The organism is Microcoleus sp. PH2017_08_TRC_O_A (assembly GCF_020738665.1).
GTDB lineage: Bacteria > Cyanobacteriota > Cyanobacteriia > Cyanobacteriales > Microcoleaceae > Microcoleus.
This window is the reverse complement of sequence record NZ_JAEQCE010000049.1, coordinates 12,674-36,713: the sequence shown is the minus strand read 5'-3', so window position 1 is coordinate 36,713 and position 24,040 is coordinate 12,674. Positions and strand designations below refer to the sequence as shown.

At 45.0% G+C, this 24,040-nt stretch carries 20 protein-coding genes; 10 read left to right on the top strand and 10 right to left on the bottom strand.

Features of this window, described 5'->3' with window-relative positions:
* The 10 genes from JGK22_RS18235 to JGK22_RS18190 all read right to left on the bottom strand — a co-directional run.
* A partial coding sequence (locus tag JGK22_RS18235; protein WP_293313354.1) for a cadherin-like domain-containing protein occupies window positions 1-2,417 on the bottom strand: 2,417 nt, incomplete at its 3' end.
* Between the two features lie 481 nt (window positions 2,418-2,898).
* A complete protein-coding gene (locus JGK22_RS18230) occupies window positions 2,899-3,105 on the bottom strand; it encodes a hypothetical protein (protein WP_293218750.1) in 207 nt (68 codons plus the stop codon).
* A gap of 189 nt (window positions 3,106-3,294) precedes the next feature.
* Window positions 3,295-4,617, bottom strand: coding sequence for a CO2 hydration protein (locus JGK22_RS18225; RefSeq protein ID WP_293313352.1), 1,323 nt, complete (start codon window positions 4,615-4,617; stop codon window positions 3,295-3,297).
* A gap of 481 nt (window positions 4,618-5,098) precedes the next feature.
* On the bottom strand, window positions 5,099-6,604 hold the full coding sequence (locus JGK22_RS18220; protein ID WP_293182017.1) for an NADH-quinone oxidoreductase subunit M: 1,506 nt from the start codon (window positions 6,602-6,604) through the stop codon (window positions 5,099-5,101).
* A 250-nt stretch (window positions 6,605-6,854) separates the two neighbouring features.
* Window positions 6,855-7,574, bottom strand: a complete 720-nt coding sequence (locus JGK22_RS18215) for a carbonic anhydrase (RefSeq protein WP_293224845.1) — start codon at window positions 7,572-7,574, stop codon at window positions 6,855-6,857.
* Window positions 7,575-7,678: 104 nt separating this feature from the next.
* Window positions 7,679-9,538, bottom strand: coding sequence for an NAD(P)H-quinone oxidoreductase subunit F (locus tag JGK22_RS18210; protein ID WP_293182013.1), 1,860 nt, complete (start codon window positions 9,536-9,538; stop codon window positions 7,679-7,681).
* Window positions 9,539-9,927: 389 nt separating this feature from the next.
* Window positions 9,928-10,911 (bottom strand): glycosyltransferase, encoded by a 984-nt coding sequence (locus JGK22_RS18205; RefSeq protein WP_293206786.1) that lies wholly within the window; start codon window positions 10,909-10,911, stop codon window positions 9,928-9,930.
* Window positions 10,912-11,076: 165 nt separating this feature from the next.
* Complete coding sequence (locus JGK22_RS18200) at window positions 11,077-11,784, bottom strand: L,D-transpeptidase (RefSeq protein WP_293182009.1); 708 nt, start codon at window positions 11,782-11,784, stop codon at window positions 11,077-11,079.
* Window positions 11,785-12,201: 417 nt separating this feature from the next.
* Window positions 12,202-13,317, bottom strand: coding sequence for a phospho-N-acetylmuramoyl-pentapeptide-transferase (mraY, locus tag JGK22_RS18195; RefSeq protein ID WP_293182007.1), 1,116 nt, complete (start codon window positions 13,315-13,317; stop codon window positions 12,202-12,204).
* A 257-nt stretch (window positions 13,318-13,574) separates the two neighbouring features.
* A complete protein-coding gene (locus tag JGK22_RS18190; protein WP_293157481.1) occupies window positions 13,575-13,814 on the bottom strand; it encodes a DUF3134 domain-containing protein in 240 nt (79 codons plus the stop codon).
* Between the two features lie 395 nt (window positions 13,815-14,209).
* On the opposite strand from JGK22_RS18190, the gene JGK22_RS18185 reads away from it, so the two are divergent.
* The 10 genes from JGK22_RS18185 (at window position 14,210) to JGK22_RS18140 (ending at window position 24,000) form a co-directional block, all read left to right on the top strand.
* The gene (locus tag JGK22_RS18185; RefSeq protein WP_293218740.1) at window positions 14,210-15,889 is read left to right on the top strand and encodes a glycosyltransferase family 4 protein; all 1,680 of its coding nucleotides are present in this window, start codon (window positions 14,210-14,212) and stop codon (window positions 15,887-15,889) included.
* A 340-nt stretch (window positions 15,890-16,229) separates the two neighbouring features.
* Entirely contained in the window at window positions 16,230-16,814 is a 585-nt protein-coding gene (locus JGK22_RS18180; protein ID WP_293206790.1) for a PAP/fibrillin family protein, read from the top strand.
* A gap of 148 nt (window positions 16,815-16,962) precedes the next feature.
* Complete coding sequence (locus JGK22_RS18175) at window positions 16,963-17,268, top strand: DUF433 domain-containing protein (RefSeq protein WP_293182002.1); 306 nt, start codon at window positions 16,963-16,965, stop codon at window positions 17,266-17,268.
* On the top strand, window positions 17,265-17,630 hold the full coding sequence (locus JGK22_RS18170; RefSeq protein WP_293181999.1) for a DUF5615 family PIN-like protein: 366 nt from the start codon (window positions 17,265-17,267) through the stop codon (window positions 17,628-17,630). Before JGK22_RS18175 ends, JGK22_RS18170 begins: the two co-directional genes overlap by 4 nt.
* A gap of 301 nt (window positions 17,631-17,931) precedes the next feature.
* Window positions 17,932-18,156, top strand: coding sequence for a hypothetical protein (locus JGK22_RS18165; RefSeq protein WP_293189823.1), 225 nt, complete (start codon window positions 17,932-17,934; stop codon window positions 18,154-18,156).
* A gap of 192 nt (window positions 18,157-18,348) precedes the next feature.
* The gene (locus tag JGK22_RS18160) at window positions 18,349-19,017 is read left to right on the top strand and encodes a Uma2 family endonuclease (protein WP_293181995.1); all 669 of its coding nucleotides are present in this window, start codon (window positions 18,349-18,351) and stop codon (window positions 19,015-19,017) included.
* 291 nt (window positions 19,018-19,308) lie between these two features.
* Window positions 19,309-19,578: a type II toxin-antitoxin system ParD family antitoxin gene (locus tag JGK22_RS18155; protein ID WP_293181993.1), complete on the top strand. Its 270-nt coding sequence runs from the start codon at window positions 19,309-19,311 to the stop codon at window positions 19,576-19,578.
* A gap of 437 nt (window positions 19,579-20,015) precedes the next feature.
* The gene (locus tag JGK22_RS18150) at window positions 20,016-20,321 is read left to right on the top strand and encodes a type II toxin-antitoxin system RelE/ParE family toxin (RefSeq protein ID WP_293181991.1); all 306 of its coding nucleotides are present in this window, start codon (window positions 20,016-20,018) and stop codon (window positions 20,319-20,321) included.
* A gap of 172 nt (window positions 20,322-20,493) precedes the next feature.
* A complete protein-coding gene (locus JGK22_RS18145) occupies window positions 20,494-21,309 on the top strand; it encodes a PD-(D/E)XK nuclease family protein (protein WP_293197216.1) in 816 nt (271 codons plus the stop codon).
* Window positions 21,310-21,432: 123 nt separating this feature from the next.
* The gene (locus JGK22_RS18140) at window positions 21,433-24,000 is read left to right on the top strand and encodes a DHH family phosphoesterase (RefSeq protein ID WP_293313350.1); all 2,568 of its coding nucleotides are present in this window, start codon (window positions 21,433-21,435) and stop codon (window positions 23,998-24,000) included.
* Window positions 24,001-24,040: the final 40 nt, after the last annotated feature.

Sequence of the window (24,040 nt, the reverse complement as noted above, 5' to 3'; positions counted from 1 at the left end):
ATCGTGTAATTGTCTGTTTGTCCAGCAGGTGGCTGGTTGGTAACAGTGAGGTTGACAGCAACAGCCCCAGACGGCGATACTCCGTCGCTGACGCTGTAGGTGAAGTTGTCTGGCCCTGCAAAACCCGGATTGGGAATATAGCTGAATGAACCGTCAGCCTTAAAATCGACCTTGCCGTTGCTGGGATTTGACAATACCTTGGCTGTCAAAATATCGCCGTCAGGGTCGCTGTCGTTGCCTAATACTCCGGGGGCTTGCTGGTTGAATACCTTGGTGTGGGGAATCGTGTAATTGTCTGTTTGTCCAGCAGGTGGCAAGTTGGTGAGATTGATGACGAAAGTTTGACTGGCGGATGTATCGACACCGCCGTTAGCTACGCCCCCATTATCTTTGAGATTGACAGCGATCTTAGCACTGCCGATCGCCCCTACGGCCGGTGTAAATGTTAGCGTGCCCGCCGAGTCGATCGCAGGTGGTACGCTAAACAAAGCAGCATTGTCATTCCCCGTAACTTGAAACGCGAGAGTTTGTCCCGACTCGTTGGCGGGGCCCCGAGAAATCGCCGTCGCCCAGCCGGGGATGGTTTGCGCGCTGGAGTTACTCTTGAGAGTGCGATCGCCTCCTTTGACAAACGAAGGTACATCATTGACTGGATTAACTGCGATCGTCGGTGCGATCGAATTAGTGCTAAACGGCGTTGTTCCTCCAGTAACTGAAGCGTTCACACCCACAGTACCGTTACCAACTCCATTCGTTCCATCCCACGCCCGCACCGTAATTGTTGGTTCGCTGCCAGCGATACTGTAATAATTTGGGTTGGGTACAAAGCGGACTTTCGCAGGCGTTTGCAGAGAAACCCGCGTTAAGTTGATGTTAGCTTGGGCCGAGGTTGTGTCGTCGCCGAGAAATAGAAAATTAGGAGTTTCATAGGGGTCGATCGCGCCAGTAAATGCAGCATAATTTCGCAGAGGCCCCGTTAGTATAACATTATTACTACCGTCCGAAAGAAAGTAATTGTCGCCTAAAACTTTCAGAGTATAGTTAGTAGCAAGATTTGTATTGTAAGCAGCATTTTCAGCAGCCACAAATAAGCTATTCGTTTGTCCGCCCGGATTGGGAGTAATTCCGTCTGCTTGAGCAAAGATATTGCCCGTAGTTGCAGATAGCTGCTGGAAACCGATTTCAATTGCTTTGCGATCGCTCGTAACGGTAACAATGCTAAAACCCGCCCGATTGGCATTGATACGGGCTTCGGAGATAATTTGCAGATTAAAAGATAAGCTAAATCCCTGCGTGCGATCGAGCGGCGGAAATAACGGACTTAAAGGATTATTGGTATAGCCAGCATAGATATTATTAGCAGCCGTGCTGTTTAAATTAACTCCATTACCGCTTAATATTTCTGAAGCAATAGTGGTAGGAGCAATAATATTGGAGTTGGTCAAAGACAGCCAATTCTGAGAACTGGGAGTGCTGCCAAGCAAGCCATTATAAAGAGGCGTCGGGCCGAGAATTGTTGCTGAGCTTTGGGACAATGGCCCAAAATTTGTCCAAGTATTGCCATTAGTTGAAAATTGCCAATTGCCGTTAGTATTGTCTGCTGCTGTGACTGCGACACCCAACGGATCGCTATTAACATCAGCGCCTAACTGGCTAGTGATATTGAAAATACTAAAACCCGTGTTAGCTACATTTTCTATGTCCTCATTAATTGCAGTTAAACTATTAGCGTTAGAATTTGTTAAAGTTGGAGCGCTGTTGAGCTGCGGGTTGCGGAGGCTGTTAATATAAATAGTGTTAATGCCGAAATTGGGTACGCCGATCGAACCTACACTATTGACAGCATAATTAGCAGTTTTATCCACACCACCGATCGCGCTCATGAATTCGACATTATCACCGTTATTCGTCGGAGCGGCAATTTTTACCTTAGCTGCATTGCCAAATGCTCCCAAACCAGTTGTTGGCCAGGCGATCGAATCAACTGAAGTAGTTCCCGTACTGCTAGTATCTACCCAAACAAGATCTGAATCTGCTGCAAAATTTCCTGCAAAGTTGTTAGGTGGAGCTAAAACATTATCAAGGTATACGCCGCCTTTATTGCTAGTTATCAATAATTGAATGTTCCAATCAGCATCAGTTCCTCCGGGAACTGGATTGTAGGTAGTTTCATTCGCTGGAATTACGCTCGAACCGCCCAGCACAATTATTGTTCCTGCCTTGAATACAGGAGCAATACTTGCCATATTTATGAACTGATAAGCAGAATATTTAGCTGTTGTTGGATTCGTTGAATCACCAACAAAAAATGTTTGCAATTGAGCAGCAGTTAAGTCTTCTGTCAAAAGTAGTTCGACATACTCATCGCCCTGAAAACTACCGTCACGGCGGAATTCATTAATAATTATCTGTCCCATTTCGATGTGCCTATATTTAATATAAGAATCCAATCGAATGTGGCAAGCACATTCAACTCCGTGCAAAATTCAAGCAGGAGAGTATTTTGTTCTCTACCGATAACCTGCCTTTTAGTTCAGTCCTAAGGTGCGTCAGACCATTCGCTTGACACATCACAAAAAATGTGAAAAGCTAACGCATCCTACCCGACTGGCGGATTAGATGATTAAGACCTTAACGGAGTCCTACTGATGATTTATATGAATCAATCAACATAAAATAATTATTAATTTTACCTAATTAACCTTATAATGTCAAGCATTAAATAATCTCAATAAATATTGTATATAAAAATATGTTGATCGGGCAATCACTCGCAAATTTAAATCAAAAACAACCAGCAAATCATGTCACCTCCCATCGATCTTTGCTTTGATTGGCAAAACCTTAGTCAAATTTAAAGGTTATGAAAATCTATAGTGTATTCGCATCGGTAATTAATTAAAACACTTCGTCTTCAATTCCCACCCACCATTCGCCCAGATTCATTAAATCTTGGTGAAGATCGGTAAGTTCTTTGAGATATTCTTCAGTAGAAATCTGCGATCGCCTTTCTTGCAATTTTTTCATCCGGAGTTGCACCAACAGCCACGGTTTGGAAATCCCATCGGTTGCTTCGATATATTGGGCTAGGTCTTTGCTGTTCATATGTTCGATTTATTTCCTTAAAAAGACGGCGATTGAAATCGCGCCTACACAGACAAAACCCGCCTCCGCGGGTTGAATATTTGAAGAGTTGGCGGTTAAAATTATGTTACCTTCTTCAGTCCGCGGAGGCGGACATCGTTTGTGTAGACGCGGTTTCAACCGCCGTCTTCCCTCGCCCAAAAACATCTTTTACCTGTAATCCGAAGTCTGAATGTTTTTCAACTTCGCCGCATATTTCATGCCGTATTCCGGGCGGCAGAAGCGATCGAGCTGAAACTCGAAAAATGCCCGATTTGCCTTCAAATGCTTCGGATTTGGGTCATCCAAAGGATACAGCAGCGCCGTCCGCAAAGCTTGAATAACCGCCGAAGTAACGCAGTACATCGATCGCTGGAACGTCACCCCAATCTGATTCAGGATATCATCTTCGCCGCGGCATCGCTGCCTGTAGAAATCCATCAAATAAGGCGGCAGGAAGTGCAGCATATCTTGGGCTAGCAGCGTCGGCGGGATGCCGGCAGTTCCTACAGGGAATTTGTCTGCATACAAAATACCGTAGTGGAAGTCTTTTTGGTCGTCGGGAACTTCCTTGGCTTGGGCGTTGTAAGATTTGGTTCCCCGGAACGGCGAAGTGCGGTAAAATACCGATTCTACGTAGGGTAGCGCTGCCTCGTACAGCCAAGTGAAACCTTTGGATTTTGGGATGATTTCGTAGGTTTCGCCGTCGATGAGAACGTGGTGGTAAATCGGACGACCGGCGATCGCAAATATACCATTTACCAGGAAATCCATCGCCTGGGGTACTGTGGTAATTTTCCCTTCGTCGTACAAGTCGGAAACTTCAAAAAACACGGGTGCCATTACTTCCCAGAATAAACCGAGATTGCTGTAATAAGACATCTGGCGGCACTGTTCCAAAAACATTTCGGGAAATGCTTTGTGCAGGCCCAGCATGAACGGGTCTTTTTTGAAGTAAGCTTTAATTGCGCGATCGGCATTTGCTTTGTATTCGTCGCTGTCGAGATAGGGGTCAAACTGGTTGACAGGAACGTACATCCCCCGGTGCCACAGCATTGACCTCATGCACTCTTCGGCAAATTCCATGTTAATGCGATCGTGCCACAAATGGTGAAACAAACGTGGCTTTTTGCCAGTTTCTCCATTTTCCATGAACTCCAAAAGTTCCGGGTGTGCGCTTCCAGTCCCCCGCCAAATCCGTAAATCTGCACCGTCACCTGAATAGTGATTTTGCAAGTCTAAATACTCCTGGGGTAAGAAGTATTTAAAGAAGGGAAGTGGGTTTAAAAATACCCGTTCCGCGATGTAAAGTAAATCCCGCCAATAGAAATCCATCGGTACCGCGTAGGCCTTCCAAATCGCGATGATTTGCATCAGATTTTCCGGCGTATCTGGAATCATCGCGCCGCCAGCTTCCAGTCTGTGAATGACTTCGGCAAATTCGTGCTTGGAAGGAGGCAGTTTAGTTGCTGGTTTAGTAGGAGTTTGTACCATTGTTTCTTCCTTGGTTTGAATGAATCTCAATATTTAGAAATATTCGCAAAGTCTGCGGCAGCGCAATGCTTGGAAGTTGCTAGTAGGGAAATTGCTGTAACTGCACCTGAATTTAGAATTTTTTGCGGTGTTCCAAACTTTTACACAGTTATGGTGGTAGTTGACTGGTTGTTTTTATTTTACCATAATTAGAATCCGAATTCATATCATGTCCGGTCGATCACCATAACAAAAATAGTTCGTAGTGCGGACTTAAGTCCGCTCCGGCTGCGGACTGAAGTCCGCACTACAAACTAATCTTATTGTGGTCAGTCCACCGGAGATGATATCAGAGGGAAGTTCGGTAACGAATTGTATAGCGGGTTTAACCGATTCAATGGATGAATGTTGAGGGAAGAAGGAAGAAGGAAGAGAAAAGAAGGAAGAAGTAAGAAGGAAGAAAAAAGATTTTTCTGAGTTCCCGCTCTCCCCCTCTCCCATTCTATTTCTCAGATTGATAGCTGACAGCTACTTGAGTATATCTGCCCGTTGATAGAGTTACTGCCATCGCATTTGTAGTAGATTCGCTCCACTTCAGCAGCCACACTGGTTGAACTCCCAAGAAGAAAATGATTGCCGCTAAAACTAGGGCTGGCATATTTTCGGCAAACTTCACTGGAGGATAGTAAGCCGTGGCATTGTCCAACTTGCCAAAACAGGTGCGGTTGAGCAGAATTACAAAGTAAACTGCTGTTAACCCGGAGGCTAAAATGCACAGTAAAGTCGGAATTGGAAATGCTGAGAAACTGCCTTGAAATACTAAAAATTCGGCGATAAAACCGACTAAACCGGGAATTCCGGCGCTGGCCATGCCGCCCAAAACTAACAGCGAACTCGCTGTGGGTAAACCGCGCATCGGATTCATTAAGCCGTTGAGCACGTCCAAATCCCGTGTGCCGGCTTTGGTTTCGATGATGCCTACGAGATAAAACAGCAAGGCTAAAATCAAGCCGTGGCTTACCATTTGCCCGACAGCGCCGATTAAGGAGAGTTTGGTGCCGGCGGCGCAGGCGACGAGGATGTAGCCCATATGCCCGATCGAACTATAGGCTACCATGCGCTTGATATCTTTTTGGGCGATCGCGCTCAAAGCACCGTACATCACGCTCACCGTACCGATTATCGCTAAACCAGGAGCGACTATCGACCAAGTTTCGGGGAACATCTGCAAACCAAACCGCACTAAGCCGTAAGTTCCCAACTTCGCCAAAACCCCTCCCAACAGAATTGCTGTTGCTGGCGAAGCTTCCACGTAGGCATCCGGCAGCCAAGTGTGCAAAGGCACTAACGGAATTTTAATTGCCAACCCAAACAGGACAATTGTTAGCAAGATTAATTGCGTGTTTAAGGGCAAATCTTGAGTAGTAATTGCACTGTAATCGAAGTTTAAAGAGCCGCTCAGCCAAGCTACGCCCAAAAATCCGCCTAAAACTAAAAGTCCCGAAACTGCCGTGTAAATCAGAAACTTCATCGCAGCGTATTCGCGCTGTTTGCCGCCCCAAATCGCAATCAACAGGTAAAAAGGAATTAATTCTAGCTCGTAAAATAGGACGAACAGCAGCAAATTTTGAGACATCAAAGCTCCCGCCACCCCCGCATTGATCAGCAAAATCAAAGCGTAGTAAAGCTGGGGGCGAGCCATACCTTCACCAGTACCGTAAATCACTAATAGCGTCAGCAATCCGGTTAAAACTAACAGTGGCAAAGATAAGCCATCAATTCCCAAGTTGTAGCTCAAACCCAATTGCGGAATCCAAGGCAAATATTCTTGAAATTGCAGTCCCGCATTTGTCGTGTCAAATTGAGTTAGCAGCCAGAGATTCAACAGGAAAACGGCAGCAGCGAAGACGGAAGCGACGGAGCGCACCCGCATCGCATTCATTTTTCCGGGCAAGAACCCGACTACCGCAGCGCCCAACGCGGGCAACCAGAGCAATGCACTAAGCATAATGTGTGAAGAGTGAAGATTCAGTTGACAGTTGACAGTTGACAGTTGACAGTTGACAGTTGACAGTTGACAGTTGACAGTTGACAGTTGATAGTTGACAGTTGACAGTTGACAGTTGATAGTTGATAGTTGACAGTTGATAGTTAATATCTAAGTTTTTAGACAGTTTAAATTTTACTGCTTTCCCAAGAGGTTTTTCAACAGTTGGTATTTAACAATTGACAACTATCAACTATCAACTCTCAACTGTTTACGACTCAATCAGAATATTGACTGCACCCGTGTCTAAATCGTAATATCCACCAACCACCTTCAGCTTATTCTCTTGAATTAACTTTGAGATAACTGGAGATGCTTTCAGCCTTTTAGCTTGCAGCACCACATTGGCTTTGCAGGCATTTTCTAAACGATCGCCTGCTTGGCCTTTCGAGCTTTCTACAGCAGGCCTAATTGCGTCGAGCAAACTGCCAATTTGACCGGGAACTTGAGCGCCTTTGATGGTTGCATCTACCGCACCGCAACGTTTGTGACCGATTACTACCAGCACTTTTGCTCCCAACACCAGTGTGCCAAATTCCAGGCTGCCAATTTCTTCTGGAGTAGCCACATTTCCGGCTACGCGACATACAAATAAATCTCCCAATCCCTGATCGAAAATAATCTCAGAAGGAAAGCGGGAATCTGCACAGCCGAGAATAGCAGCAAATGGTTTTTGAGCTTTGGCAACTTCAACGAGGCGGGGTAAGTCTTGGTTGGGACTTTGGCGTTTTCTGTCAACAAATCGCTTGTTCCCCTCCATCAATTTTGCCAAAGCGACATCGGGAGTGAAGTCATTTTGAGCAATTGCTGGTTCGGGTGAAGCCACATCAGCACCTACTCGTGCTGCGAGTATTCCTGTACCTATTGCTCCTGCGACAAATTTGAGGGAGTTGCGCCGGGAAAGATTTACTTGTCTGCGATCGTCTTTCATGTATTCTGCCTTGTTGGATTGAGTTTGAAATCTTTATTCAAGACTTCATTTATTTAAGATTTTAGGTTAAAAGTGTCACCTAAAATCTTCAACTTTATATCTCTTTACCCGCCCACAATCAGCGAGAGGCGAGCCAACAGAGGCCAGCTTACGAGCAATCCTAAAAGTGCCACTCCGAAGAGAATTGTCAGGGCATAAAACTGAGTTTGACCCGTAACGTTGTATTTGAGGCTTTGCCCGCCGAAAACTGTGGCAAAACCGATTAAGTTAACGAATCCGTCAACAATATTGCGATCGAACCAGGATATGATTTGGGAAACCAGACCGACGGCAAAGATGATGGTCACGCGGTAAAGTTGGGCGGTGTAAAAGTCGTAGGCAAAGAAGTCTTGCACGGCTTGAGAACCAATTCGCACTGGTTTTTCCCACTTTTCGTTCAGGTAAATAAATGCTCCGGCACCAATGCCGATCGCACTTGACAAAGCTAACAGTCCGGCCGCAGTATAATTCAAAGTTGCCAAAGGCAGTAATTCCCAGGCGGCGAGCAAGTGTGGGACGTGCAAGGTAAATCCCATTAACACTGTCATCGGCAAGACAAAAGGCCAGGCAACTTCGGGCGAACGTTCAGTCATTTGCTTCGGTTTGCCACCGAAAACTAAACCGAAAACGCGCACTAAGCCAAAAGCAGTCACGCCGTTCACAAACAGCACTACTACTAACAGTGAAGGATGAGTTTTAGCAAGCCCGCCTGCTAATTCTGATAAAGCCCAGAAGCAGCCGAAGGGTGGCAGTCCCATCACTCCAGCGGCGCCAACAAGAAACGATATTCCCGATATCGGCCGCTTCGCCCACAAACCGCCGAGATATCGGACATCCTGAGTGATGCTGTTCCAAACTACTGAACCGATGCTCATCACCAACAAACCCATTGCTAAGGTGTAGGCAAAGATTAATGTCAAAGCTGTGTGGGTTTGTCCGGTGCCGACGGCGATAAATACCAAGCCCATGTAAGAGCTAACTATATAGGAAAGCGTGCGCTTGATGTCGATTTGGGCGATCGCAATTAAAGACGCACCCACCGCCGTTGCAGCACCCACAATAATAGTTGTCTTCAGCCCCACGGGCGACAATGCAATCACGGGCTGCAATTTAATCAAAATCCAAGCACCGGTTTCCACAACCACTGTGTTCCGCAAAATCGTTGCCGGCAAAGGGCCTTCCATCGCCTCATCCAGCCACAGGTGCAGGGGAAACTGAGCGCATTTGCCCATCGGGCCGGCAATCAAAGTTAAACTCAACAGCGTCGCCACTGTGGGGTCAATGTTTGCAGTCTTAGCCCAAACTGCCAATTCGTCAAAATTCCAAGTTCCAGCCAGCGGCAGAATTGCAACTACTCCCATCAACAGGAATAAGTCTCCTACCCGCTTAGTCAAGAAAGCATCGCGGGCGCCCGTCACCACCAAAGACTGATTGAACCACAGCCCGATTAGCAGGTAAGTTCCCAGAGTCAGGACTTCCAGAATCATGTAGCTGAAAAACAGGGAGTTGGACAAAACCAAGCCGCACATCCCCGCTTCAAACAGCCCCATCAGGGAAAAGAACCTAGCCCAGCCCCAGTCCATTTCCATGTAGCCGACTGCATAAATCTGCGCCAGAAAATTCAGTCCCGTAATCAAAACTGTCGCCCCGACGGTGACAGCAGAAATGTCTACGGGAATGGTTAAGTCTAAACCTGCCACATTCAGCCAGGGAATGAACTGGTGTTGTGCCGGTTGGTTCCAGATAGCTGTCAGGGCGATGACGCCGTGAAGGAAAGCGAAGAAAGTTAAGATGGCGTTTACGTAACCGGAGGGTCTAGGCCCCGTGCGGCGAGTTACTGCTGGAAACCACAATATCGACAGAAATGCGCCGATGAGTGGATAGCAAGGTATAAACCAAACGGTCTGGAGTAGGATTTGAGCCATTGGCACTACCTGTAATTGTTACAAAACTTGAAAAATCTGAGAATAATCTCGACGCCAGAAGGCTGAGGCCATTCGCCAGAAGTAAAGAAATTTTGGGGGTAAATGCGAGTTTCTCGTCGTTCTGAAACTGCGCGCTTCAAAATAGACTTATTAATTTTATATTAAGGATTGCCTGAAATTTTCATATTTCCTAATTCAGCATACTTATATACAGATAAACTGTGCTTATCGGATGTAAAGATCAGACGGCGGTTGAAACCGCGCCTACACAAACGATGTCCGCCGGACGCCGACTCAAGAGAGAATAACATAGGATAGGTCTTCAACCGGCGTCCGGCGGGTTTTGCCTGTATAGACGCGGTTTCAACCGCCCAGTCTTCTTCTAAGGATTAAAGTCGCTCAATTTCCCGAGCTAGTTCTGGGAGTTTGGCTTGTCGCTGTCCGATCGCCCTTGCTCTCACATTCAAGAGACCGATCGGCGTATTTAACAAATCTACCAGATCGGCACGGGCGATCCTCTTCGAGGGCTTCGCTAACGCACATTTAGCAGTAGCAACCGGCAATTCCTTTAACAGCCATCTAGCCAGCCGATACAAATATTCCCCTGTGGTGAATTCTCGCATCAAATCGACACCGTGGAGTTCGTGCAAATATTTATTCGACTCGCCGTAACGATGCCATTGACTTTGTAACTGTTTTATTGTATTGCGGTGGCGGTGTCGGGCGATCGCATTTTCGGCAAAATACATTTTATAGGATGTTTCCCGCAAAATCCGCCAGCACAAATCCGCATCGCCACCGCTCGTAAGGTAGGGGCGAAACAAACCGACTTGTGCTAGAATTTCTCGGCGCACAGCTAAGTTAGCCGTTTGACCGTAGGGACAAAAAGGGTGAGCGAGAGTATGTTTTTGAGATAAAGTATTTTCGCGGGCGGCGTGTTTTTCTAAGAGAGTGTTACCGGGAAGGGCGAGGATTTCACCGCAGGTAATTCCTATTTCTAAGTTAGCGAATGGTTCGACTAAATTTTGCAACCATTGAGGTTCGGGGCGACAGTCTGCGTCGGTAAAGGCGATGATTTCGCCTGTTGAGGCGCGCATTCCTTTGTTTCTGGCTGCGTAGGAACTTTGAATCGTATTTTCGGTGAGATTGCGAATGGTGATTTGATTGAATCCCTCTTGCTTGGGGGATTTGGCTGCTGCTTGAAGGATAGTTGAAGTGTAATCGCGACTTTTGTTGTCTACTAAGAGATATTCTACTCTGTTTGTTGGATAAGTTTGCGATCGCAGACACTCAATTAAATCCGGCAAATCCGTCTCCCCGTTATAAACAGGTACCACAACCGAAACAATCGGTAAAAACTGCTCACTGTTCATTAATCCTCTCTGCTGGTTGTTGAGTCAATCAGGACTTGCATTCCTTACTACGAACCAGTTTGTAGTGAGGACTTCAGTCCTCTCTTGCCAGTTTGTAATGAGGACTTCAGTCCTCTCTGCTGCTTGTTGAGTCAATCAGGACTTGCATTCCTTACTACGAACCAGTTATCTAATAATTTCTACTTCTGTACCTTTTTGTACAAACTGATACAACTCGTCAACATCCTTATTTTCCAGAGAAACGCAACCCAAAGTCCAATTCGATCGCTCTTTGATAATTTTCTCTGAATTAGCAGGCACGCCGTGAATCCCAACCTCGCTGCCAATACTATCGTACCATTTGATTGTACCTGCTTGCTTGGCTTTGATATGTTTTCGCCAAGATTGTTTGCTGGGATAATCCAGCCAGATAAATTTCGACCAAGCTGCGTGAGGATAAAAATCTTTTATGCTAAAAATTCCTTCCGGCGTCCGCGAATCGCCTTCTTTTAGTTTATCGCCTGCGGGATTGCTGCCAAATACAACAGGATAAGATTTGACCGGCTTTTTATTTTCATATACAGTCAATCTGTATTTTGATTTTTCCACCAGGATGGAAATTCTATTTTTATCTAACTTATCCGGTTCGCCTAAAATTTGTGATAGGGGTTTGCCGTAGTTGAATAAATTATCTGGTGGTAATTGGGTATGTAAAACATTTAACTCATCAGCCGGACAATTACTTAAGCAAAAAACATCTAAAATGTAGGGAATGGGAACAGCATAACCCAGTCTAACAAGTTTCCAGTAAAAAAAGGAACTCACAGTTAGCAATAGAATGCTGGCAGATGAAGCAATTATCCAAATATTGCCCTGTCTTTTTTTAAGTTCCATTGCATTAACTGGGGCTATTATAGCGGTTCTCAAAAAAGTGAGGTACGTTGTTGGGATGGGAGCCCTCTTATATTTATTATATAGTAAGCGAGGTCGCATCAAAAACTCCATTTATAGTCATACCTCATCTTTCTGATAAAGGCTATATCATCATTTTAGCTTATGAGCTTGGAACAGGCAAGATGCCTGTTCCACAACAGATTTAATATTAGTGGCACAGGCCGGAAAGCCTGTGATTTAGCTAGATTTAATATTAGTAGCACAGGCATCTTACCTGTTTTTTTATTCTATCTAAAACGGGCAAGATGCCCGTTCCACAACTGCATGAAGTTCTTGTGTAACGGGCATCTTATTTGTTTTTCAACATGGCTGTAAATATCAGCTACATATGCTGTAAAGTCTGTTACTAATCCGCTGTTAACTGTTGCCAGCCAACATCAAAATCATTAACACTAACACCCCGTTAGTTAAATAAAAGATACCAACCACCTGAGTTTCCAACCAGCCGCAGAGTTCTAGATGGTGGTGCAGGGGAGCCATTCTTAAAAGACGCTTGCCAATGCCATCAGGGCCTTTTGTAGCTTTATAATAAGCCACTTGAGCAATTACTGACACTGTTTCAATCAAGAAAATCCCGCTGATTATTAATAATATCCAAAGGCTATTTGTTAATAAAGCTACCGCACCCAAAGCACCGCCCAAAGCCAATGCACCTGTATCCCCCATAAATACTCGGGCTGGATTGCGGTTGTGAGCTAAGAAACCGAAACAACTACCGCTAATGCAGACACAAAATATCATTAATTCTGGCGAAGTTGATGCTACAGATGCACCTAATCCCAAAAGTGCGATCGCACCTAAACCTCCCATCAAACCATCAACGCCGTCGGTAAGATTAGTAGCATTGCTTTCGGCAACTAACACAAAACCAGCTAGCGGCCAAAACAAGAAACCTAAAGGCAATACCCAACCGAAAGGCAAAGCAATGTTCGTAGAAATAGTTGGATTGTGGAACATCAACCACAGACAAAAAAGAGCTGCAAAACCTACTTGCAAAGCCAATTTCATCCGAGGTGAAATACCTTTATTCGACTTGCGACGGAGAATTTGCCAATCGTCGAGCCAGCCGATGAAACCGTAAGCTAAAGTTAAAGCCGATACGGCAACAACATCTGAGTTAAATCTCGACCAAAGTAATGCTACTACGACTCCTGCTGGCACAAAAAATATGCCTCCCATTGTCGGCGTTCCCGCTTTTTTTAAGTGGGCTTGGGGGCCGTCTTCGCGAATTATTTGTCCGGCTTTCAGTTGCTGGAGTACGGGCACAACCAGATAACCTAAACCCGATGCAATGAGAGCACAAACAGCTAGTGGCATAAATAGCGATGCAGGCGCATCCAAAAATCTACCCGCTGCTACATCTAAACCGATCGCTACAATGCCGAGTCCCAAACCCAGCAGCAGGAATAAATTCCTGCCTGTAAGTTTGAAAGGCATAGTAAAAGGGATTTTCTCATCCACAAAGTTATCCATATCACTCCTCAACACACACCATTTGAGAATAAGCATTTGACAATTCGAGAATAGGGTGGGATACAGGAGATTGGGAAATCTCTTGGTTTTTTTTCCCTGTTTCTGGTTGATTCGTTGACCAGCCAAAAACGTTACAAGCCCTAAACTTCAGTAATCGATTCTCCCCAAATTTTAGACTCAAGTTCGGCTTCCGGTTATTCACGAAGCTGCAAGTGAATCTAAAATCTAAAATCTAAAATCGACTTACCATTCTACAGTTATTCGTCGCCTACACCCGCATCATCTTCTGCTTCTTCTTCTAAATCATCGTAAGGGCTGTCGTCAACTGCCATCAACTCGGAAATTTCTTCTTCGTGCAGATAGTCGGGTTCTTGGACATCCCTTGCTAAGAGGCGATTGTTAGATTCCAACCAGTCTAAAAGAGAAGATTGCTGCTTTAATGGAATTACATCGGCAGGTAAGTGGCGAGGTATTTGACGCAGAGATGGGTTGTACATGATTATCGGTTTCTAAAGACAAAGACGCGATCGAGATCGAGTAGAACTAATGTTGTGCCGACTGACTGCTCCTTCCATCGAACACTTGCAAATCGGGCATTTAGCAGAGCTAAGGCATTATACCACAGACACTCTTTGGTTCCGGATCGGATAGGATGGCTGACTGGTTCGGGCGATCGCCCCCAATCATGGGCGCCAGGATAACATTAAAATCCGATATTGCCAATCCCTCTTTAGCCATAAGTATTGTAATCTGAGGCGATCGTTTTTGAAAGTATCGCGGGACACTGGGCCAGCCAGCGGTTGGGTTAAAACAGTTTCCTGGTTTTGCGTCAAAGCCTTATGGTGAAAGCCTTTTACCTTCTTCAACCAATTCTCGAACAATAAATCTCAGGATGGATATAACAGCGGCGATTTTATACCACAAAGACGGTTACGACACCGGAGGGAAAAGACTTCTGGGGCGTCATTCAGCCGGAGAAGGATTTCTCAAAAGCTTAGTCCAACACGGTACTGCTGACTCTCTCTACTGCTGCACAGACAGCGAAGCAACATTTAAGGAGTTTTGTTCGCGCATCCAACCGTGGCTGCAACAACCTCGGAAAGTCCGCTGGATTTCGACGGATCGACTAGATTTGCTATCTCAACCAGGTACAATCTATCGACCCGATCCCGCCCTTGCCGATATGGTTTGGGGGCGCAGATTTGTCAATCAGCGGGCTTACAGCGTTTGTGGCGTTACCCATACGATCGCAACTAAGTATGTCATGGAGTCGATCGGCAATTTGATAACAGCACCGGTTCAACCTTGGGACGCCCTCATCTGCACCTCTAACGCCGTGAAAAACACAGTAGAAGGAGTTCTGAGGGAGTGGTCTGAGTATTTAGCGCAGCGCAACGGCGGTCAACCCGAAATTTTGGTCAAATTGCCAGTTATTCCCCTAGGAGTGGATTGCAGCGCGTTTCCGCAGGGTGTGGAAGCAGTCCAGGCGGGCGATCGACAACGACAAGAACTCGGCATTTCTCCGGGCGATATAGTCGTGCTATTTGTCGGGCGATTGACTTTCTCTGCCAAAGCTCATCCGGTACCAATGTACATCGCCTTGGAACGCGCCGCCCAACAAACAAAGGCGAAAATCCACTTAATTCAAGCCGGTTGGATCGAAGATCCGAGAGAAGAACCCGACTTTAAAAATAGCGCGAAAATCTTTTGTCCGTCGGTGAATGCTATTTTTGTAGATGGCAGAAAGCCGGAAATTAGAGTTAATATTTGGTCTGCCTCCGATATTTTTATTTCGCTGTCCGACAACATTCAAGAAACCTTCGGACTAACACCCATTGAAGCAATGGCCAACGGACTGCCGGCAATTGTTTCCGACTGGAACGGATACAAAGAATCAGTACGGCACGAAATCGACGGCTTCCGCATTCCCACACTCATCCCGCCCCCAGAAGCTTGTTTAGATTTAGCGCTAAATTATCTCGACGGAAGTTTGAATTGGCCGACTTACATGGGTCACACTTCCCTAGCCACAGCAGTTGATATTGACGCCTGCACCCGCGCTTTGTGCAAATTAATTGAAAACCCGGAATTGAGAAGGCGGATGGGTGAAAGTGCGAGACAAAGGGCGAGAGATATTTATGATTGGAAAGTAGTAATTGCTGCTTACGAACAGTTGTGGCGGGAATTAGCAGAAATTAGGGTTTCAGCACCAGAGTCTGCACCTGCAAAAGCCGGGAAGCCACCTTATCCGCTGGGGGACGATCCGTTTCGGGTGTTGGGTCATTATGCGACTAGAACTTTAACCGATGATACGATCTTGAGTCTCGGTGCGATCGCCACACCGGAACTGTTGAGAGAGTTGCACACAATTTGGTTTACGAGCTTCGGTCAAGACCGGAGAATCTCTGTTAAAGTTCAGATAGAGATGTTGAATGCGATCGAGCAAAAGGGTGCGATCGGCGTCGGGGAAGTTCTCAGGCGTTATGCAACAAACGAGCAAGAATCAGCATACCTCTATCGGACGCTACTCTATCTCGTGAAATTTGGTGTTTTAGTCATTGGGAATGGGTAATTGGGAATTGGGAATTGGGAATTGGGCATAGGGCATAGGGCATGGGGCATCGGGCATTGATTGCTGGTTGGGGTGCATTTGATTAGTGAAGAGGGCGAAGCATGACCGCATATAAGTTATTAGTTATCATCCCATATGGACTGCGGTCATGCTTCGCCCCTACAGATATATTATTTGCCAAAACCAGATGCAGTCGCTGGGTGTTTTTTATGAGTTATTGGTATACTAATAACTAATAACTAATCACTAATCACTATTGACAACTAAGAGGGCGGGCCCGCACCATCCACCGCCCCTACGAACCGACAACTGTCAACTGTCAACTGTCAACTGTCAACTTATGCTTAAAAAATCTGCACTATTAGAGATAATTGCTGGTAAGAATCGCGGTTTGCTGGCGACTCCAAACGACAAACAGGCGATCTTAAGTGCGATCGCCCAATTGGAAGATTATAACCCCACACCACGCCCTGTAGAAGCCCCAGAGCTTTTAGATGGCGATTGGCGGTTGTTGTACACCAGCAGTCGCGCCCTGCTGAATCTTGACGGTTTTCCGTTGTTGAAATTGGGTCAAATTTATCAATCCATCCGCGTCAAAGAATCCAAAATTTACAACATTGCCGAACTTTACGGCTTGCCTTACTTAGAAGGAATAGTCAGCGTAGCCGCCAGATTTGAGGCGACTTCGGAACGGCGAGTGCAGGTGAAGTTTGAGCGATCGATTTTGGGTTTAAGCAGGTTAATCGGCTATGAATCTCCTGCTAAATATATCAATGAAATTGAGTCGGGGAAAAAATTCGCTGCTGTAGATTTTGGGTTAGATACTCGCGAACAGCAGGGATGGCTAGATGTTACTTATTTGGATAGCGATTTGCGGATCGGGCGCGGGAATGAAGGCAGTGTTTTTGTACTGACAAAAGAGTGATTTTGTGATGTTTGATTGAGTTCGATCGCTCTTAAGACTTCTCAAATTTTTAAGCAATTCTCGCTAGAATAGAAGCGTCAGGGGCATGAACACTTAGACATTTTCAGAATAAATCTATATAATCAAGTTAATTGAATTGAAAAAATGTATGACAACAACAACTGTAGTAGACATCGGGACTTTAATTATCCGCGATCGCAACCTTCGAGGCGGCCGTCCCATTATTGCTGAAACTGGTACTTCTGTCCGCCGCATCGCCGTTTTGTACAAGCAGGGTAATAGTGCGGAAGAAATTGCTAGGCTGATGACTCACTTATCGATCGCACAAGTTTATGCAGCTTTAACGTATTATCATGCTAATCGAGCAGAGATTGATACAGATTTAGCAGAGGAACAAGCAGCTTACGAACAGTTAGCAGAGTTACACTACAAAAACCTGAAGACAAATCCATGAGCATTATTCTACTGCTGCTAGACGAAGATGCTATGAATTCGGCTCTGCTTGATGCTCTACGCCTGCGGAGTGTTGATGTTATTTCTGTTGCAGAAATAGGAATGCTGTCTCGCAGGGATGAAGAAATTTTGTATTGGGCTAATAAAAATCATCGAGTAACCTATAGCTTTAATACTAGGGATTTTTATCGATTGCATACTGATTTGAACACCCAAGGGGAAGAACATATGGGGATAATCTTGGGACAGCAGAATTATTCAGTTGGGGAACAATTGCGTCGCTTGGTAAAAATTATAGCTAGTAAATCCGCAGAGGAAATGTACAATCAAGTTGAGTTTTTAAGTGCTTGGGGTGAAGAATAAGCGATCCCCTTAACTCATTCTCCTCAATTTATCTTTCTTTCATCCGCGTTTATCCGCGTTCATCTGCGGTTGAAAATCAAAAATGTATGACTTTTGCAAACAATTCAACACTTACTAAAATCCTCAAATCCACAGCCGATCGCAGCTTTAGATATGATAACCGTTAAAACTTAGCGTTAAGAATTGACAATTGACAATTATTGTGATATCTGCTTGAATTTTAATGGGAAAGGCGTTAGTACATTCCCGCCAAGAAACTTACTAACGCCCTTTCTGTACTCCTTACGAATACAACAAGATTATGCCACAAAACGGTTATCAACAGGGATTATCGGCGAATCCTAGTGCGATCGCGTACCAAAAACGGCTTTACCCTTGGGCGATCGCCAAACTCATGCCAAATATGCAGCGGACTGTTGTGGGCAGGTTTCGCAGGCGATCGGATGCTGACGGGCACTTGCTGTGTCTGCGTCAACTCATGCCTCAAGCTTCGCTGCTGGTAGTCTTTGACTTGCAACCAGACTAACATTTGGGGCGATCGCGCGATCGCCCTCCCTCTAAAAATAGGGGCTTTTTTCGCGCGATCGCCCTCTAAAATTGGAAAGTTATGTGAGTTTGAGATTAAACTAAAAACTTTAAGCTAGGCTGCACAGGTTTTCATTGTTTAGCTAAAATCACATAAGCTAGTATAAAACTATCCTTAATTTGTTGGTGAATTATGACTGTCATAACTGCAAAATTCATCCTTCCTGAAGCGGGCAAAATTCCACAATGGCAAGCCGCAACATGGGAAGATTATGTTGCGGCTTGCGAAAATCCGTCTTTAGCGGAAGCCAAAATTTTTTTTCATGAAGGATATCTTTGGATCAATATGGGTAATGAAGGGCCTCAGCACGCCAGATTTAACGATCTGTTTACTATCATATTTTTTGTGTGGTTTACCACCAAAGTAGGACAAACTTTTGATTCTCTCAGCGGTTGTGTAATTGAAAAATCTAAAGTGGGTTCAGGTGCGCCAGATAAAGTTTTATACATTGGCGGAGATTTCCCGCAGTGGCAAAAAGGGGAACCTCGACGCATTAATCTCAATCAATGGCGAGTTCCCGATTTAGTTGCAGAGATTTCCGATACTACTTTGACGAGCGATTTAGATGAAAAAAAGCGATTGTATGCTGCTTTAGGAATTCCTGAATATTGGGTAGTAGATATTAATGGCGTGAGAGTATTAGCATTTCGCTTGCAGGAGAATGGGAAGTATCAGGAATGCGAGTTTTCGGTAGCGCTTGAGGGATTGCCAATTGCTTTGCTTTCGGAGACTTTAAAGCTTTTGACTGAAGGAAATGGGACGGCGGCGATGTGGTTTGCTCAACAAATTGGGAATTTGTAGAGAGGTTGACGAAAAATGCCATCGCCCGCAGCTCACCATACTTTTTTCAAGCTCGACTTTAGGGCGGGCACAATTTATGAATATTTTGATATTTGTGCTAAGGTAAGTAAGTAGGCGGGATTCAACAGAGCTATGTAAAAATATGTAAACAGGGCTAATTTAGCCACGCTTAGGGCATTTGGATACTTGACAATCGTTTACATAATTGCGTTTTACAGCGCCTACATAGTTAATCTAAAAAATATGTCACGATCGTGCAGTAACCTTTCTATTAATTAAAGGAGCAAGTCAATGAATATTGTCTTAAAGCCGGAATACGAAGAGTTTATTCGATCGCAAATTCAAACCGGAAAATATGGCAGCGTTGAAGAATTAATTGGAGAAGCGATCTTACTTTTAAAACAACGAGAACAACGCATCGAAGAGCTGCGCCAGAAAATAGAAGTTGGAACTGCACAAATTGCTGAGGGAAAAGTGACAGACGGAGAACTTGTATTTGCCAGACTTCAAGAAAATATCGATAAAATGCAACAGTCAGGAGTGTCAGTAACCCTGCCCTAAAGGGACGCTCGCTTGTAAGAGCAATCAAGCAATCTGTGCCGATCGGCTATCGTCTTAACTGACTAGCATTATTTAAGTCATGACACTCCTTGAATGCGACGCTAGTTGTCCGGTATCTATACCTGATGAAGTATTAACATTGATGCCTCAAAACAAAACTCCTAAAGCAGAGATTGCATCAGGGGTTTTTTATTTGTACGGGCGATCTGAAGTGGGCGATCGACGTAACCTCGTTGTTTCAGCTCTTTGTGTAAAATAAGTAGTAGCGATATCGCTACAAACCATTGTATTCTCTTTCCCTTTCCCGCATACTAATAACTGAACAGAGGTCGCTAGATAAAAAACCTCTATCGGGGTTATGTCTATTCCAAAGTATACAAATACCTACTTCAACGGATTTTGGACGTTAAACAACTGTCTAGTCACAAGGAAAGCTAATGAACAGTTATACATTTTCCGATGAATCTGTCCGAGATTTGAATGAGATTTGCGATTATATTAGTCGAAATAATCCTAGGACAGCCAGCGAGCTTTTTGATGTGATTCGTCAAAAATGTAAACTTGTCGCTGAATTTCCCAATATGGGCAAACGCTATCACAGTTTAGCCCCCAACTTGCGCGGATTTATTGTTAGGGATTATTTGATTTTTTACTACCCCAGAGCGGACGGGATTAATATTGCTCGCGTGCTGCGGGGCGATCGAGACTTGGAATTATTGTTTTCAGAATTAGGGGAAGATTAATTAGCATTGGATCGCTCGTAAAGGGCGATCGCACTCATCGCACTCTCCTCCAAAAACGCGATCGCCCTAATTTATCTGCGTTTATCTCCGTCCATCTGCCGACATCTGCGGTCAAAAAAATATCGATACCCCTTACAATCACAAACAATCTAAAATATAAAATCATAAAAAAATGCTGCGACTCTCCCAAACCCAACTCAAAATTCTCGAAGAATGCCCCCGCAAATTCCAGCATAGCTACCTAGAACTACTCGCAAGCACCGCCTCCCCTGAACACAAAGAAAAACTCACATGGGGTAGCCACTTTCACCTTTTGATGCAGCAGCGAGAACTAGGATTGTCGATTGAATCCATCACCCAACAAGACCCAGAATTAGGACGATGTGTGGCAGCATTTATCAACGCCGCCCCCGAACTTTTTGCGAATTCAGAAAATAGCGACCAAATTTTCCGCCAAGCCGAGCACCCCCGCATCTTGATTTTTCAAGACTACCTATTCACCGTTATCTATGATTTGCTAATAGCCGAACCAAACGCTGCCCAAATTCTCGACTGGAAAACCTATCCCCGCCCTCAAAAATCAAAATGGATAGCCGAAAGTTGGCAAACCCGACTCTATTTATACGTTCTAGTAGAAACCAGTGACTATTCCCCGGAACAAGTTTCAATGACATACTGGTTCGTACAATTGCAAGGAGAAGAACCGCCGCAAAAACTCACATTTTCCTACAATCAAATAGAACACGATCGCACAAAACAAGATTTAATCCAAATATTGCAGCAGCTAACCGACTGGCGACAGCGCTATACCGAAGGTGGCGAATTCTTCCCCCAAGTACAAATTAGTTCCAATCTTTGCGATTCCTGTCAATTCGCCACTCGCTGCAACCGCACCCAAAATTCCAAAGCTTCCTCATCAAATCTTCCAGCAGAAACTCCCACAAATTGGTTGCCAAATCTTGCTATAATCGAGGAGATATCTATATAATATAACCTTTGACTATCCAAACTCTTTGGACTATCGCTGGGTGGGGGCGGGTTTATAGATATTGTCGATTTGAATTAAAGATTTTTGGTGAACCCGCCCCTACTTTAATTAATGAATTAACCTATGACACAACTACTTCAACAATGGCAAAGTCAACCCTTACCTCAACCCCCAGACTGGCTGATTCAAGCTGTCAGAAATCACGCGCCAGAATTACCCGGAAACTATGCCGCTGCACTTCTCTATTATAGAGGAATTCAAAACCCGGAAGAAATACCAGGTTTCCTGAATCCCAAACTTTACCAACCAGCAAGTCCGTTTGAATTCGGACTAGAAATGAACTGGGCGATAGAAAGAATTCAGAAAGCAAGAAACAGCGCCGAAAAAGTTGCAATTTGGGGAGATTTCGATGCCGATGGCATTACCTCAACTTCGGTACTTTGGGATGGATTGGGAGAGTTTTTTGTTCAAAATGACCAACTAACTTATTACATTCCCAACCGATTAACAGAATCTCACGGTCTTAATATTCCCGGAATAAACAATTTACATAAATCTGGAGTTAGCTTAATTATTACCTGCGATACTGGCAGCACAAATATCGCGGAAATCGAATATGCTACCAGCTTAAATATTGATACAATTATCACCGATCACCATACATTACCGGACGATCGCCCTCCAGCGACGGCAATCATCAATCCGCGGTACTTTTCGCCCAACCACCAACTGTTTAACCTGTCCGGCGTTGCGGTAGCTTACAAATTAATCGAAGCACTATACCACACATTGCCGGATATTCCGCAACGACCGCTGACCGATTTATTGGAGTTAGTGGCGATCGGCTTAATTGCCGATTTAGTCCAACTTACAGGAGATTGTCGCTACCTAGCACAACTCGGCATCGCACAACTGCAAAAACAAATCACAAATCCCACCCGTCCGGGAGTTGCAAAATTGCTCGAACTGTGCAAACGAGCGGGCGATCGCCCAACCGACATTTCCTTCGGCCTCGGCCCCCGAATCAACGCCGTCAGTCGCATTCAAGGATCCGCCAGCTTCTGCGTAGAACTCCTCACCAGCCGGGACAAAAAACGCTGCGAAGAACTAGCAAATCTAACCGAAATTGCCAACACCAGACGCAAATCTTTGCAAAAAGATGTTGCTAAAGATGCCGCCGAAAAACTAACCAAACTTGACCTCTCAACCACCAGCGTCATCGTCCTCAGTGACCCACAATGGCCCGTAGGAGTATTAGGATTAGTTGCGGGACAAATCGCCCAAGAATACGGCCGCCCGGTAATTTTATTCTGCACGGAAGGAAGTGAAGAGATTAAAGAAACTATTCCAGAAACTAAATTTATAGATTCTTTTGACTCGGATTCCGAAACACTTTATCAATCTAAAATCCAAAATCCAAAATCTAAAATTGCCCGCGGTTCTGCCCGTTCCGCCAATCAAATCGACCTTTACCAATTAGTCAAAGACCAAGCGCATTTATTGGATAGATTCGGCGGTCATCCCTTTGCGGCTGGCTTGAGTCTCCCAGTTGAAAATATCCCGCTATTTACGGATGCTGTCAATCAGCAACTGCGACAACAATACAGCACAGATAGTTTGACAGCGGCACCTGTTCTAGCGGACTTAAAAATTACTGTCGCGGAATTAGGCAAACAGTTATTTCAAGAACTGAAATTGCTTGAACCCTGCGGCATGGGCAATCCCGTACCAAAATTGCTGATTGAAAATTGCTGGTTTAAGAATATCTACAATAGAAATATTAAAGATTCACAGGGAAAAGAAGTAAAGTATATCAAAACTTCTTTTGAAATTTGGGATGAATCTAGTCATGCAGGATTTCCCGGCATTTGGTGGGGACATTACCGAGATGAAGTTCCCGAAGGGCGGTGCGATGCGACTGTCGAACTCGATTTCAATACTTATACGTCGAACTATGAAGTGCGGTTGATAGCAGTGCGGGAACGCACGGATGACCAACAAGTTAGTTCCCAGACTAAAATTGATTGGATATTTGACTGGCGCAATAGAAATAATGATGAAGAGTTATTAGCAGTTAGCACAAATTTGGAATCTGAAATGCTGCCAGAAAATCTAGCTGACAATTCACCAATGCTCGATCGCGAAAACTCGATTATCCTCAAAGAATGCCCCGCAAGCTGGGACGAATTGCGCGTCTGGTTTCGGCAAGCACAGCACACTCAGAAAAAACTCGCGATCGCCTATACTTTACCCCCATTGGTACCGCCGCACCAAATCTGCCAACAGCTAATCGGCATCGCCAAATACCTCAGCCGCACCAACAAACCCGTCACCAGACAGCAACTAAGCCAAAAACTCGGCATCAGCGACACGTCGCTGCAACTTGGATTCACAACGTTAAAACATCTGGGTTTCAAAGTCAATTATCGCGATCGGGCTTTTCACATCACCAGACAACCCGAAGCCACAGAAATCGGAGCTCACACCTCCAAACCCTTATTCTCTAGCCCCTCAACTCAATTCTTAGTGCCAAATTCCCCCATCGCCGCCCGTTATGCAGCGCAATTCCTAGCAGCAGTCTGGGAAGAACAATTCCGGCGAAAATATTTCTGTGAAGTACCTCTTTCTACCATTGTGTCGATCGCCCGAGAGACCGTTTTCCAAGAAGATTATACAGACACTCTCTTCTAATTGAGACCTTGCACTTTTTTCCGTAACAGGCAAGATGCCT

What these genes read in the sequence shown, in the direction of transcription:
- JGK22_RS18200 (WP_293182009.1), bottom strand. Translation starts at nt 11,784, where the DNA reads ATGGAACTTAAAAAAAGACAGGGCAATATTTGGATAATTGCTTCATCT.
- JGK22_RS18140 (WP_293313350.1), top strand. Translation starts at nt 21,433, where the DNA reads ATGACACAACTACTTCAACAATGGCAAAGTCAACCCTTACCTCAACCC.
- JGK22_RS18210 (WP_293182013.1), bottom strand. Translation starts at nt 9,538, where the DNA reads ATGGCTCAAATCCTACTCCAGACCGTTTGGTTTATACCTTGCTATCCA.
- JGK22_RS18150 (WP_293181991.1), top strand. Translation starts at nt 20,016, where the DNA reads ATGAACAGTTATACATTTTCCGATGAATCTGTCCGAGATTTGAATGAG.
- JGK22_RS18165 (WP_293189823.1), top strand. Translation starts at nt 17,932, where the DNA reads ATGCCACAAAACGGTTATCAACAGGGATTATCGGCGAATCCTAGTGCG.
- mraY (WP_293182007.1), bottom strand. Translation starts at nt 13,317, where the DNA reads ATGGATAACTTTGTGGATGAGAAAATCCCTTTTACTATGCCTTTCAAA.
- JGK22_RS18230 (WP_293218750.1), bottom strand. Translation starts at nt 3,105, where the DNA reads ATGAACAGCAAAGACCTAGCCCAATATATCGAAGCAACCGATGGGATT.
- JGK22_RS18225 (WP_293313352.1), bottom strand. Translation starts at nt 4,617, where the DNA reads ATGGTACAAACTCCTACTAAACCAGCAACTAAACTGCCTCCTTCCAAG.
- JGK22_RS18155 (WP_293181993.1), top strand. Translation starts at nt 19,309, where the DNA reads ATGAATATTGTCTTAAAGCCGGAATACGAAGAGTTTATTCGATCGCAA.
- JGK22_RS18205 (WP_293206786.1), bottom strand. Translation starts at nt 10,911, where the DNA reads ATGAACAGTGAGCAGTTTTTACCGATTGTTTCGGTTGTGGTACCTGTT.
- JGK22_RS18160 (WP_293181995.1), top strand. Translation starts at nt 18,349, where the DNA reads ATGACTGTCATAACTGCAAAATTCATCCTTCCTGAAGCGGGCAAAATT.
- JGK22_RS18145 (WP_293197216.1), top strand. Translation starts at nt 20,494, where the DNA reads ATGCTGCGACTCTCCCAAACCCAACTCAAAATTCTCGAAGAATGCCCC.
- JGK22_RS18170 (WP_293181999.1), top strand. Translation starts at nt 17,265, where the DNA reads ATGAGCATTATTCTACTGCTGCTAGACGAAGATGCTATGAATTCGGCT.
- JGK22_RS18220 (WP_293182017.1), bottom strand. Translation starts at nt 6,604, where the DNA reads ATGCTTAGTGCATTGCTCTGGTTGCCCGCGTTGGGCGCTGCGGTAGTC.
- JGK22_RS18175 (WP_293182002.1), top strand. Translation starts at nt 16,963, where the DNA reads ATGACAACAACAACTGTAGTAGACATCGGGACTTTAATTATCCGCGAT.
- JGK22_RS18185 (WP_293218740.1), top strand. Translation starts at nt 14,210, where the DNA reads ATGGATATAACAGCGGCGATTTTATACCACAAAGACGGTTACGACACC.
- JGK22_RS18215 (WP_293224845.1), bottom strand. Translation starts at nt 7,574, where the DNA reads ATGAAAGACGATCGCAGACAAGTAAATCTTTCCCGGCGCAACTCCCTC.
- JGK22_RS18180 (WP_293206790.1), top strand. Translation starts at nt 16,230, where the DNA reads ATGCTTAAAAAATCTGCACTATTAGAGATAATTGCTGGTAAGAATCGC.
- JGK22_RS18190 (WP_293157481.1), bottom strand. Translation starts at nt 13,814, where the DNA reads ATGTACAACCCATCTCTGCGTCAAATACCTCGCCACTTACCTGCCGAT.